This window comes from Streptosporangium nondiastaticum, assembly GCF_003011965.1.
GTDB lineage: Bacteria > Actinomycetota > Actinomycetes > Streptomycetales > Streptomycetaceae > Streptomyces > Streptomyces nondiastaticus.
The window spans coordinates 1-11,571 of the sequence record NZ_PXWG01000183.1 but is presented as its reverse complement, the minus strand read 5'-3'; the positions used below and the strand labels follow the sequence as shown (position 1 = coordinate 11,571).

Here is an 11,571-nt window from a genome sequence, read left to right as displayed (position 1 = left end):
GCGCCCGCGCGCCGAGGCGCTGCGCGACGCCGCCGCCCTGCCGGTCGCGCCCGGCCCCCTGCCGGCCGTCGACGCCCGCACGACCGCGGTCACCTGGGCCGGGCACGCCAGCTGGATCCTGCGCATCGGCGGTCTCACGGTCCTCACCGACCCCGTCTGGTCGCGCAGAATCCTCGGCACGCCGGCCCGGCTCACCCCGGTCGGCGTCCGCTGGGAGGACCTGCCGCCGGTCGACGCGGTCCTCATCAGCCACAACCACTACGACCACCTCGACGCGCCCACCCTCAAGCGGCTGCCCCGCGACACCCCGCTGCTCCTGCCGGCCGGCCTGGCCCGCTGGGCGCGCCGGCGCCGCTTCACGCGCGTCACCGAGCTCGACTGGTGGGAGGCCGTCGAGCTGCCCGGCCCCGCCGGCCCCGTCCGCTGCGACTTCGTCCCCGCCCACCACTGGAGCAAGCGCACCCTCACCGACACCTGCCGGTCGCTGTGGGGCGGCTGGGTGCTCACCGCGCCGGGCGGGCAGCGCGTCTACTTCGCGGGCGACACCGGCTACGGGCACTGGTTCGAGCGCATCGGCCGGCGCTACGGCGGCATCGACGTCGCCCTGCTGCCCATCGGCGCCTACGACCCGCGCTGGATGCTGGGCACGGTCCACACCGACCCGGAGGAGGCCGTCGCCGCGTGCCAGGACCTGGGGGCCCGGGTGATGGCCCCCATGCACTGGTCGACCTTCATCCTCTCGGCCGAGCCCCCGCTGGAGCCGCTGCACCGCGTCCGCGCCGCCTGGGAGGCGACGGGGCGGCCGCGCGAGGACCTGTGGGACCTGCCGGTGGGCGGCTCGCGGGTGCTGTCCGGGTAGGCCCCGTACCGGCTGACGGGGGCGGTCTCAGGGACGTATTAGGGACGTCTTAGGAAAGCGGGCCTACGGGCGTGCGTCGAGGACGTGGACGCAGACCGGGACCCCGTACTCCGGGTGGGTCGTCTCCCGCTCGCGCCGCATCCCCAGCTTGCGCAGGACCGCCGCCGAGGCGTCGTTGCCGGTGGTGTGCACGCTGACGACCCGGGCCAGCCCGCGGTCGCGGAACGCGAAGTCCAGGACGGCGCGGGCGGCCTCGGTGGCGAGGCCGCGCCCCCAGAAGGGCCGGCCGAGCCGCCAGCGGAGCTCCACGGCCGGGAGGATCTCGGGCAGGTAGGAGGGCACGGACAGGCCCGCGAATCCGGCCAGCCGGCGCGACTGGCGGACCTCGACGGCGAACAGGCCCACTCCGCGCTCGTCCCACTCCCGCTCCCAGGAGGCGATCGCCGCCGAAGTCCGCTCCCGGTCCTGCACCGAGCCGTCCCCGATCCAGCGCATCACCTCCGGGTCGGCGTTGACGGCGGCCATCGGGCCGAGGTCGTCCGCGCGCCAGCGGCGCAGTGTCAGGCGGGGCGTCAGGAGCGTGAGTGGGGAGGCCATGCCGGCATCCTGCCCAGCGTGCGGCCGATTACCCGACCGGGCGTACTCGCGCACGGCCGTGCGCACCGCCGCCCCGGTCTCCCCGCTCTCAGACCCGGCGTCGCTCTCAGACCCGGCGTCCCAGCTGGGCGAGCAGCCGGGTCTGGGCGTCGGCGCCGGCCGGCGGCTCCACGGGCTCGGCGAACAGGCCCGTGCCCGCGAGGCTGTCGACGTACGGCTCGACCTCGCGCCGGGTCAGCTCCACCAGCGGCTTCGGCAGGTGCTCGTCCGCGCCGATCGCGCGGGCCAGGTCCCACGCGTGCACGACGGCGTCCGCCGCCATCTGCGAGCAGTACGCGCGGGCGGACGACGGCCCGGAGGACAGCTCCACCGTGCGGTCGAGGGCCCCGGAGGCCGCGAACGCCTCGCGCGCGGCGGCCGCGGCCGCGTCCCACACGGCCACCGGGTCGTCGCCCAGCTGGTCGCCGTCGAAGGAGTCGCCGACGTCGTCGATGGACTTGCCGTCCAGCAGCGGCGGCACCCACAGCTGCTCGACGGCCAGATGGTTGACGAGGTCGCGCACGGACCACTCGGTGCAGGGCGTCGGCTCGTCCCACTGGCCGGGGCGGATGGCGTGCACGCGCTCGGTGAACAGTCCGAGTGCTTCCTTGTGCCGGGTGAGCAGCGTCGCATCGGTCATGCGGCCATTGTGGGCGCGGGGCGGCCGGGCGGCTACTCCCCGCCCCGCGTGGGGGGCTCGCGTCGGACGCCCCCGGCATCGGGCGCCGCCGACGGGGTACACGTGCGCCATGCGGAAGATCGTGAGCTCCTGGGACCGGGCGGCCTTCCTCGCGGTCGCGGCGCACCACTGGCCGGGCGGGGACCGCGTCCTGCCCCGCCTGTCGCGCAGCGCGAACCACGGGCTGCTGTGGTTCGGCCTGGCGGCGGGCGCGGCCCTGGCCGGAGGGCGCCCCGCGCGGCGGGCGGCCCTGCGCGGGGCCGCGTCCCTGGCGGTGGCCTCGGCGGCCGTGAACACGGTCGGCAAGCGGTCGGTGCGGCGCGTGCGCCCGGTCCTCGACGCCGTGCCGGCGATCCGGCGGCTGTCCCGCCAGCCCGTCACCACGTCGTTCCCGTCCGGCCACTCGGCGTCGGCGGTCGCCTTCGCGACGGGCGTCGCGCTGGAGAACCCCCTGTGGGGGCTGGCGCTCGCGCCGCTGGCCGCGTCGGTGTGCTTCTCGCGCGTCTACACCGGTGTCCACTATCCGGGTGACGTGCTCGCCGGGGCCGTGCTGGGTGCGGGCGCCGCCTTCGCCGTCCGCGGCGTCGTGCCCACCCGCTCCCAGCTCGCGCCGCCGGCCCGGCCGCGGGCCGACGCCCCCGCGCTGCCGCGCGGCGAGGGCCTGGTGGTGGTCGTGAACACCGGCTCCGGGCCGCGGGCCGTCACGCGCCCCGACCCGGTGCAGGGGGTGCGCGCGGCGCTGCCCCGCGCGGAGGTCGTCCCGTACGGGCAGGAGGGCCCGGACGGGGGAGAGGACCTCGGGAAGACCCTGGAGGCGGCCGCCCTGCGGGCCCGGGAACGGGGCGGCGCCCTGGGCGTGTCCGGCGGCGACGGCACCGTCAACGCCGCGGCCGCCGTGGCCCGCCGCCACGGGCTGCCGCTGGCCGTCCTGCCGGGCGGCACGTACAACCACTTCGCCTACGACCTGGGCATCGAGTCCCTGGCGGACGCCTGCGGGGCCGTGGAGAGCGGTGAGGCGGTGGCCGTCGACATGGTGCGGCTGCGCGACGGCTCCGGCACCGGCCTGGGCTGGTTCCTCAACACCTTCAGCATCGGCGCCTATCCCGACCTGGTCCGCGTCCGCGAGCGGTGGGCCCCGCGCACCGGCGCCTGGCCCGCCGGGGTGCTGGCGGCCGTGCACGTCCTGCGCACGGCGCGCCCGGTCAGCCTGCGCGTCGACGGCAAGCGGCGCCGCCTGTGGATGCTCTTCGCCGGCAACTGCACGTACCGCGGCCTGGGCCTCGCCCCCGTGCGCCGGCACGACCTCGCGGACGGGGTCCTCGACGTCCGCACCGTCTCGGGCGGCCCGCTGGCCCGCACCCGGCTGCTCGCGGCGGCCCTCGCGGGCGACCTGAAGCACTCCCCGGTGCTCCGGGCGGCCCGCCTGCGGAACCTCCGGCTCAGCGGCATCGCCGAGGGCACGCACCTGGCGTACGACGGGGAAGTCGCCCCCGCCCCCGAGGCGCTGACGCTGAAGAAGGAGAACGAGGCACTGGTGGTCTACCGCAAGCTGCCCGACTGATGAGACGGGACTCTCGTCATCCGAGACGAGCGCCTACGGTGCTGCCATGGCTTCCGACGACGCCGCCGTGTACACCCACGGCCACCACGAATCCGTCCTGCGCTCGCACGCCTGGCGCACGGCCCGCAACTCCGCCGCCTACCTCCTGCCGCACCTGCAGCCGCACCTGGAGGTCCTCGACGTCGGCTGCGGCCCCGGCACCATCACCGCCGACCTGGCCGCACTGGTCCCGCAGGGCCGGGTCACCGGCCTGGACGCCGCCGGTGAGGTGCTCGGGGCGGCCCGCGCGGTCGCCCGCGAACGGGACCTGGACAACGTCGCCTTCACCGTGGGCGACCTGCGCGCCCTGGACTTCCCCGATGCGTCCTTCGACGTCGTCCACGCCCACCAGGTGCTCCAGCACGTCGGCGACCCCGTCGGCGCGCTGCGCGAGATGCGCCGGGTCTGCCGGCCCGGCGGGATCGTCGCCGTCCGCGACGCGGACTACGCCGCCATGACCTGGTACCCGCGCGTCCCCGGCCTCGACGAGTGGCAGGAGCTCTACCAGCGGGTCGCCCGCGCGGGAGGCGGCGAGCCGGACGCCGGCCGCCGCCTCCTCTCCTGGGCTCGCCGGGCCGGCTTCGACAGCGCCGGCACCACCGCCACCGCGAGCGCTTGGTGCTACGCGAGCGAGGAGGAGCGATCCTGGTGGAGCGGCCTGTGGGCGGACCGCACCGTCGCCTCCGCGTACGCACGGCTCGCGGTGGACGGCGGCCACGCGGACCGCGCCGCGCTCGACCGGATCGCCGCCGCCTGGCGCGCGTGGGGCCGCCACGAGGACGCCTGGTTCGCCGTCCTGAACGGCGAACTCCTGTGCCGCGCATGAACCGCACCGCATCGCCCCGCGGCGCCAACTAGCCTGGTTCCCATGAACATTCTGGGGACCTCGCTACGGGTGTGCGTCGATGATCTGGACCACGCGATCGATGTCTACGAACGTCTGACCGGTGCCGAGGCGCTGCGCTTCCACCGGGGAGGGGTCGCGGTGGCCGCGGTCGGGTGCTTCTTCCTGATGAGCGGCCCGGAGAGGGAACTGTCCATCCTGCGGAAGATCACCGCCACCATCGCGGTGACGGACGTCGACGAGGCGCTCGACGACCTGGCGGCGGTGGGCGCACAGATCATCGCGGGCCCGGTGCCCACCCCGATCGGCCGCAACGTCGTCGCCCGCCATCCCGACGGCTCGGTCTTTGAATACGTGGACCGCAAACAGGCGTGAGCACTGCCCGATTGGGCAGACCGAATCAGTCTGCCCAATCGGGCGAGTACGCGAACAGCTCGGAACCTTGTTGGGCTTTTTAGCGATCTTGCGAAGCTACGCCGAATTTGTTGACCTCAGGCGAATAGTTTACCCAGAACAACCACTTGCTTGACATCCTCGATCCTTTCTGTCGAAGATCCACGCCGAACAAACACGGCATCGTTACAGTAAGACAAATCTTTTTGTCCAGGGATTAGTATCCGGATTACGGACAGGTTCTTGTATTCGACGGTGTCGATACCGGAAAGCACTTGACTTCGGAGCGGTTCACTCAAGCCGGACTTTGATAGGTGATTCACGAATCGCTGGACATAATTGTCGAGTGATAGGTTTTTGAGTCGCGCTTCCCTATCCACGCCGACGACGTGATGTGATCCGATGGTGATGGGGGTGACCGAATCCTTTTGCTGGATCTTCGCGGCGTGGTCCTCGTTGTCGGCAACGCCGAGATAAAGGTATCCATCCACCTCCGGTTTCAGGTTGGCGATGCCGCAGATGGTCTCTGCGAGACGCCCGGTGATCCTACTGTTCCACTTCCGGTCGTGATCCAGGTCGAGCAGTCCCTGTTTAAATTCATACCTGCTGGTTTCGATGCGGGATCTGCGCAGTGAATTCTCGAAGTCCAGCGCCAGGCCTGGCCCATGGCCGAAGACTGGCGGGATCTTTGCCACGAAATGCCGTTGAATCAATCCCGTGATGGCGTCAATATTGGATACGCGATCCTCGCTTGATGTGTAATGTCTGCCCGTCTTCAGCCGTCCGCCGACATCCCTTAGGGCGGTGATGATCGCGGCGTAGTCGTCAGGAGACTTCTGCTGCTTCACGATCAGGTCGAAGAAGGACATGAAGATTGCGTAGAACGGGGTGCGAATTGGATTGGATCCGCCGGGGCGGACAAGGTTCCTCAAGCCGTTCGGCATGGAAAGTTGACTGTCAATCACCTCCGAGAGTACAGAGAAGGTGGTTCGAATTTCGTCTTCTAGTCTTTTAATTCCATAGGCCGAGAGTGTTCGTTCCAGGCGGCCGTATTCTGTGTTGCGCGGGTCGTATAGCTCGTCGAATGCTTCTTTACTGGCGGCGAACGGTTTCCCGAACAGAATTGAGGCTGCAATATCGGCGACCATCTGTTCGTCGTCACCTTCGCGCAGCTGCTTTACATTCAAAATGCCGTGCCTGATCCAGACTGTATCCTCGGCTCGGACTCCGTAGTGTTGTCTTTCTCGGGCTGAGTCGATTGAAATACTCGGCATGTCATGTAGGAGAAGTACGTCTTCGGATACGTCTCCCCTGAGGGAGCTTGCGACAGATCGGACGGTCTCGGAAAATGGGTTGAGGATCCCTGCCTGACGCTTCTCTTGGACGCTCAATTGGCGCCCGTTGGAATTAATTCGACTGAAAACTTCAGTGATCTGTTTCTCTGTCTGGGTAGGGAAGATCGTCACTGCCAGCTGGTAATCAAGAATGTTCGCACACTTTTCGGCAGAGAGGAAAAGTAGGGCGTCAACAGGACTGAAGGATCCGGATTCTGCGGCCTGTCGAGCGCGGGCGCTCTGACCGAGATCGAAATATGCACCCCGGTAGTCGAAGCGCTGTTCGATGAAAGAGAAGATGGCGTCAAGGCGCTGCATCCCATCAATGATCTCGTACCTTCCAGCGCCATGAATTTCTGGGCGCTCGGCGAGGAGGATCAAGGGGATTGGGTAGCCGTCCAAAATGCTCTGAATGAGGAGCTGTTTCTCCGCGACGGCCCATACCAGCTTCCTCTGATACCGCCTGTTGACGAGAAGCGAGTCGTCCCTGAATAGGCGGTACGCCTCCTGGACACTCATGCCGCGTGGAGTGATGGAAACGTGCACTTCTGCTGTCAACGGAGCCTCCACTGTTTGGAGTTGGACGGAGGGCAGTCTGACACAAGTGCCGCCTCCAGCGTGGGTAACTTGGAGATCTCTTCGACTCCGGCTCCTCGGGCAGGCCTGGGCACTTGGGCAACGCGAAGAGGGGGCAGGGCAGCCAGGGCGGCGCTTTACCTCACCGGTAATCGCCCTTCCGCGGCGCGCCCGGCATCGTGAAGGCAAGCGCCACCCCGGGCCGGCGCACTCCGGCCCGGGGGGCGTGAACCGTCCTCTTGATGCTTACTCAGGGAGTTCGCCATGTCGTCGTACGAGACCGCCGTCGCCCGCTACTTCGCCGCCTGGAACGCCGTCGGTGCGGAGGCCGTGGCCGCCGCCGTCGCCGCGGCCTGGGCCGAGGGCGGGTCCTACACCGACCCGCTGGCCGACGTCCGCGGGCACGAGGGCGTCGCCGCGGTCATAACGGCGGCGCACGAGCAGTTCCCCGGGTTCGAGTTCCGGCGGACCGGTGTGGTCGAGGGGCACCACGACGTGGCGCGGTTCCAGTGGGAGCTGGTGTCCCTCGCCGACGGGTCCGCCCCCGTGGCCGGGTCCGATGTGATCACCCTGGACGGGGACGGCCGGATCCGGACCGTGACGGGGTTCCTGGACCGCATGCCTACGGCATGAGGGTGCCGAGGAGGCGCGCGGTTCCGGGGTCGGCCGGCAGGAACGTCTCCAGCGCCAGTTCCGAGACCGTCACGTCCATCGGGGTGTTGAACGTCGCGATGGTCGAGACGAAGGAGAGGGTGTGGCCCGCGTGGTCGATGATCAGGGGGAGGGCGAAGGGGACGTCGTCGCCCTCCCGCGGGGCCTGTTCCCGGCCGGCGGCGACCGGGACCGGGTACGCGCTCACCTCGTCGTAGAGGGCCCGCAGCGGGGCGGACCGCATCAGGGCCAGCTGGCGCTCCATCTGGTGCAGCAGGTGGCCCCGCCACTCCGGGTAGTTGCGGATGCGGGGCGCCAGGCCGCCGGGGTGCATGGTGAGCCGCATGGCGTTCAGCGGCGGGACGAGGAGGGCCGGGTCGACGCCGTCCAGGAGCATCGCGATGCCCCGGTTGGCGGCCCGCACCTCGTACGTGCCGTCGACGACGAGCGCGGGGAACGGCTCGTAGGACGTCAGCAGCCGCTCCAGGCCCTCGCGCAGCCCGCCCAGCGCCGGGTCGTCCAGCGGCCGCTCCGGGTACGCGGGGGCGTAACCCGCGGCGACCAGCAGGGCGTTCCGCTCCCGGACGGGCACGTCGAGGCGGTCCGCGAGGCGCAGGACCATCTCCTGGCTGGGTCGGGAGCGGCCCGTCTCGATGAAGCTGATGTGCCGGGCGGAGGAGTCTGCGCGCAGGGCGAGCTCCAGCTGGCTGATCCGGCGCCTGTCCCGCCACTGTCTCAGCAGCGGGCCCACCCCGGGGGCGTCCACGACGATCGTCATGGTCCGACCGTAACGCGCCGTCCCCGGGGCGCCGCCATCACCCCAGGTCGAAGGCGTTGGGCAGGCCGAGCCCGTGGCGGATCGCGTCGTCGGCCCTCGGCAGCTCCAGCTCCGGTGCCCGGTAGAGCGGGGTGATCGTGCACCGCCCGGCTCGTGAACCCGTCTCGTCCAGCAGGGCGTTGACCGCCGCCCGCGCCGACGCGTTGGCGCCCTCCATGGTGGCGAGGTCGATGTCGGTGGCCACGTAGTCCCCGCACAGGAAGAGGTTGGGGATCGCCGTGCGCGCCGAAGGGCGGTTGTGCCAGGTGCCGGTGGGGTGGATGAGGAGCTGTTCGTCGTTGACGGGGCGGGGCCCGCCGATCTCCACGGCCGGGTCCAGGAACCACGAGTGGATCTTCGCGTCGCTCAGCACCGTGCGCCCGGTGTCGTTGAGCCCGGCCTTCATCTGCGCCCACACCTCGCGCGCGACCTCCTCGCGCGTGCACTGCTTGGCGGTCTTGCCGTAGAGGATGCCGGGCTTGTCCCACTCGGAGACGTCGACGGACAGGCAGTCGGCCGCGGCGCCGTCCCCGTAGTCGGCCCGGAAGTCGCGTTTCGACCAGTACTGGGCCTGCCCCACGGAGGTGATCGACCAGGGGGAGTCGATGTGGTTGACGTGGCCGTGGAGGATGGGCGTCGGTTCCGTCAGATAGAACTGGATGCCCGTCATCCAGTCCGTCTGCAGCTTGTCGCAGCGCGCCAACTGCGGGTCGGCGGCGCGCACCTGCGCGTTCCAGGTCGTACGGGCGTGTTCGACGGGCATCGCCGAGACGAAGTGGTCGGCGGTCACGGACCGCTTGGCGCCGGACGGGTCCTGCAGCACCGCCTCGGTGATCCGGCCGCCGGCGATCCGCAGGTCCCGTACGGCCGAGCCGATCTCGAAGGTGACGCCCAGGGAGCGCAGGTGCGCGACCCACGGGTCGATCCACGCCTCGTTGGTCGGCGCGTCGAGCACCCGGTCCGGCTCGCCGTCCGCGCCCCGCCCCAGGGCGTTGAAGAGGAACGCCTCGATGCAGGTCGACACCGTCTTGGTGCTGGCCACCTCGGCCTTGGTGGCCACGATGTTGCGGGTGATGCCGATGGCCAGCAGCCGCTGGTAGTTCGGCGACATCCGCGCGGCGCGGATGAACTCCCACCAGGGCGTGCGCTCCCACTGCCCGGTGCGCCGCTCGTCGCAGCTGGTGAGCCATACGAGCAGCCGGCTCACGAAGTAGGCGGTCTCGTGGACGGGGATGTTGCCGAACGCGTCGAGGAAGCCGGTCAGCGCGCGGCGCAGGGCGTCCGGGGTGAGGAGCGGCGGCGGCTTGCCGACCGAGCGGAACGGCAGCCGGATGTCCTCGTGGCCGATCCGGGCCAGCATCACCTCGGTGGACGCCACGAGGTTGCCGTGGCAGCCGTTCGCGTTGCCGGGGAAGGGTATGCGGCGCAGCGTGTCCGGGAGGTTGCGGTAGAAGCCGGGGATGAAGCGGAAGCCGTGTTCGCCGGGCAGCGGCTTGCGGCCGCCGCGCGCGCTGCCGGGCACGTCCATGCTGCGGGCCTTGCCGCCCGGCGCCTTCTTCTCGTACACGGTCACCCGGAAGCCGCGCTCGGCGAGTTCGTGCGCGGCGGTGAGTCCCGCGACGCCGCCGCCGAGGACGGCGACGGCCGGTGCGGCGGATCCGCGGGCGCGGCCCGCCCCGGTGGGCCCGGTGCGGGGGGCCGCCGCCGCGGCCGGTCCGCCGAGGGCGGCCGTTCCGGCCGTTGCGGCGACGGCCGCGGCCCCGCCGATGAATCTCCTGCGCGTGCTGCCCGTACCGTCCATGCCCGGCCCCCTGGCGTCGGTGACGTGTACACGTTCGGCGCAGGAGCATAGGAGCGGCACCTACTTCCCGGTAGCACTTCTCCGGCACACGGAGCCCCGTACCGCACATTGGCGCGAAAGCACCCCCGCACCGTGGGACGCTTGAGTCACCGGCACCCGGCGCGGGCACCTACCCCGGGCAACCATCACGGGCACGAAGACCCACGGACGACTTACGGACTCACGGACGACTCACGGAAGACTCACGAGGGGACAGTCATGGCCGTCGAACCGCTCTCCCAGAAGGACGTCGAGGAGCGCCTCCAGGAGCTGCCCGGCTGGACCACGGACGGCGTCCGCATCAGCCGCACCTACCGCTTCGACGGGCACTTCCAGGCCGCCGCCATGGTGATCCACATCGCCCAGATCCAGGAGGAGCTGGGGCACCACTCGGACGCGACCCTGGGCTACAACACCGTGTCGCTCAGCGTGAACACGCACAGCGTGGGCGGCAAGGTCACGGGGCTGGACGTCGAGCTCGCCCGCCGCGTCGAGGCGGTGGCGGCGGGGCACGGAGCGCGCTGACCGCCCTGACCGTGCTTGTGGAGGGGCGGTCGTTCAGGCGCGCCCGCGCGCCCGCTTGAACCGCTCCAGCGCCTCCTCCAGGCCGACCACCGGACCGGGGTAGCCGCAGCGCGCCCGCTCCCGCTCCGGCAGCAGCCACGGCCGGTGGACGGCCCGGCCCGGCACGCCGGCCAGCTCGGGGACCCAGCGGCGCACGTACGCGCCGTCCGGGTCGAAGCGGTCGGCCTGTGCCAGGGGGTTGAGCACGCGGTGGGGGCGCGTGTCGCTGCCGGTGCCCGCCACCCACTGCCAGTTGAGCTGGTTGTCGGCCACGTCGCCGTCCACGAGCAGCTCCAGGAAGTGCCGGGCACCGGCCCGCCAGTCGAGGTACAGGGTCTTCGCCAGGAAGCTCGCGGCGATCAGCCGGGCCCGGTTGTGCATCCAGCCCTCGTGCGCGAGCTGCCGCATCGCCGCGTCGACCACCGGATAGCCCGTCCGGCCCGACCGCCACGCGTCGAACTCGCCGGGCGCCTCCCGCCACCGGTCGCCCCGGGAGCGGTAGTCACGGCGGGCCGCGTCCGGCCGGGCGGCCAGCATCTGGTGGTGGAAATCCCGCCACGCCAGCTGCCGTGCGTACGCCTCGGCGCCCGCACAGCCCTCGCCGGCCCGCTCCCGGGCCCCGGCGGCCAGCTCCACCGGGGACAGGCAGCCGAAGTGGAGGTACGGGGAGAGCCGCGACGTCGCGTCCCCCGCCAGGTCGTCGTGGCGCTCGGCGTAGCGCGCGAGGCCGCCGCGCCGCCAGGCCGCCAGCCGGCGGCGCCCCTCGGCCTCGCCCCCC

Annotated in this window: 12 protein-coding genes; 6 read left to right on the top strand and 6 right to left on the bottom strand. The window is 71.3% G+C overall.

The genetic code is table 11. The annotated features are described in order from the left end of the window. Positions 1-859: MBL fold metallo-hydrolase (locus tag B7P34_RS32960; protein WP_106681844.1), on the top strand; the 859-nt coding region annotated here is incomplete at its 5' end. A gap of 63 nt (positions 860-922) precedes the next feature. Here the strand turns inward: B7P34_RS32960 and B7P34_RS32955 are convergent. Beyond that, positions 923-1,456 (bottom strand): GNAT family N-acetyltransferase, encoded by a 534-nt coding sequence (locus tag B7P34_RS32955; RefSeq protein WP_106681843.1) that lies wholly within the window; start codon positions 1,454-1,456, stop codon positions 923-925. Between the two features lie 106 nt (positions 1,457-1,562). Further along, positions 1,563-2,135: a TIGR03086 family metal-binding protein gene (locus tag B7P34_RS32950; RefSeq protein WP_106681842.1), complete on the bottom strand. Its 573-nt coding sequence runs from the start codon at positions 2,133-2,135 to the stop codon at positions 1,563-1,565. Between the two features lie 109 nt (positions 2,136-2,244). Here B7P34_RS32950 and B7P34_RS32945 point away from each other — a divergent pair, with 109 nt between their 5' ends. From B7P34_RS32945 to B7P34_RS32935, 3 genes are read left to right on the top strand one after another with little or no spacing between them, the layout of a single operon-like run. Continuing rightward, positions 2,245-3,735 (top strand): bifunctional phosphatase PAP2/diacylglycerol kinase family protein, encoded by a 1,491-nt coding sequence (locus tag B7P34_RS32945; RefSeq protein ID WP_106681841.1) that lies wholly within the window; start codon positions 2,245-2,247, stop codon positions 3,733-3,735. Positions 3,736-3,781: 46 nt separating this feature from the next. Further along, the gene (locus B7P34_RS32940; protein WP_106681840.1) at positions 3,782-4,600 is read left to right on the top strand and encodes a class I SAM-dependent methyltransferase; all 819 of its coding nucleotides are present in this window, start codon (positions 3,782-3,784) and stop codon (positions 4,598-4,600) included. Positions 4,601-4,642: 42 nt separating this feature from the next. Beyond that, positions 4,643-4,993: a VOC family protein gene (locus B7P34_RS32935; protein ID WP_106681839.1), complete on the top strand. Its 351-nt coding sequence runs from the start codon at positions 4,643-4,645 to the stop codon at positions 4,991-4,993. 116 nt (positions 4,994-5,109) lie between these two features. On the opposite strand, the gene B7P34_RS32930 is transcribed toward B7P34_RS32935, so the two are convergent. Continuing rightward, positions 5,110-6,864, bottom strand: a complete 1,755-nt coding sequence (locus B7P34_RS32930) for a GmrSD restriction endonuclease domain-containing protein (protein WP_106681838.1) — start codon at positions 6,862-6,864, stop codon at positions 5,110-5,112. A 321-nt stretch (positions 6,865-7,185) separates the two neighbouring features. Here B7P34_RS32930 and B7P34_RS32925 point away from each other — a divergent pair, with 321 nt between their 5' ends. Further along, complete coding sequence (locus B7P34_RS32925) at positions 7,186-7,554, top strand: nuclear transport factor 2 family protein (RefSeq protein ID WP_106681837.1); 369 nt, start codon at positions 7,186-7,188, stop codon at positions 7,552-7,554. On the opposite strand, the gene B7P34_RS32920 is transcribed toward B7P34_RS32925, so the two are convergent. Further along, a complete protein-coding gene (locus tag B7P34_RS32920) occupies positions 7,544-8,350 on the bottom strand; it encodes a helix-turn-helix domain-containing protein (RefSeq protein ID WP_106681836.1) in 807 nt (268 codons plus the stop codon). The genes B7P34_RS32925 and B7P34_RS32920 overlap by 11 nt on opposite strands. Before the next feature lie 37 nt (positions 8,351-8,387). After that, positions 8,388-10,190, bottom strand: coding sequence for a hydroxysqualene dehydroxylase (locus B7P34_RS32915; protein ID WP_106681835.1), 1,803 nt, complete (start codon positions 10,188-10,190; stop codon positions 8,388-8,390). Between the two features lie 258 nt (positions 10,191-10,448). Between B7P34_RS32915 and B7P34_RS32910 the strand changes: the two genes are divergently transcribed. Next, positions 10,449-10,754 (top strand): 4a-hydroxytetrahydrobiopterin dehydratase, encoded by a 306-nt coding sequence (locus tag B7P34_RS32910; RefSeq protein WP_106681834.1) that lies wholly within the window; start codon positions 10,449-10,451, stop codon positions 10,752-10,754. A 33-nt stretch (positions 10,755-10,787) separates the two neighbouring features. Here B7P34_RS32910 and B7P34_RS32905 read toward each other — a convergent pair. Continuing rightward, positions 10,788-11,571 (bottom strand): FAD-binding domain-containing protein (locus B7P34_RS32905; protein WP_189383244.1); only part of this gene is annotated, 784 nt, incomplete at its 5' end.

Excerpts from the sequence above, each read along its gene's own strand:
- B7P34_RS32920 (WP_106681836.1), bottom strand. The coding sequence starts at position 8,350 with ATGACGATCGTCGTGGACGCCCCCGGGGTGGGCCCGCTGCTGAGACAG.
- B7P34_RS32955 (WP_106681843.1), bottom strand. The coding sequence starts at position 1,456 with ATGGCCTCCCCACTCACGCTCCTGACGCCCCGCCTGACACTGCGCCGC.
- B7P34_RS32930 (WP_106681838.1), bottom strand. The coding sequence starts at position 6,864 with ATGAGTGTCCAGGAGGCGTACCGCCTATTCAGGGACGACTCGCTTCTC.
- B7P34_RS32950 (WP_106681842.1), bottom strand. The coding sequence starts at position 2,135 with ATGACCGATGCGACGCTGCTCACCCGGCACAAGGAAGCACTCGGACTG.
- B7P34_RS32910 (WP_106681834.1), top strand. The coding sequence starts at position 10,449 with ATGGCCGTCGAACCGCTCTCCCAGAAGGACGTCGAGGAGCGCCTCCAG.
- B7P34_RS32915 (WP_106681835.1), bottom strand. The coding sequence starts at position 10,190 with ATGGACGGTACGGGCAGCACGCGCAGGAGATTCATCGGCGGGGCCGCG.
- B7P34_RS32925 (WP_106681837.1), top strand. The coding sequence starts at position 7,186 with ATGTCGTCGTACGAGACCGCCGTCGCCCGCTACTTCGCCGCCTGGAAC.
- B7P34_RS32940 (WP_106681840.1), top strand. The coding sequence starts at position 3,782 with ATGGCTTCCGACGACGCCGCCGTGTACACCCACGGCCACCACGAATCC.
- B7P34_RS32945 (WP_106681841.1), top strand. The coding sequence starts at position 2,245 with ATGCGGAAGATCGTGAGCTCCTGGGACCGGGCGGCCTTCCTCGCGGTC.
- B7P34_RS32935 (WP_106681839.1), top strand. The coding sequence starts at position 4,643 with ATGAACATTCTGGGGACCTCGCTACGGGTGTGCGTCGATGATCTGGAC.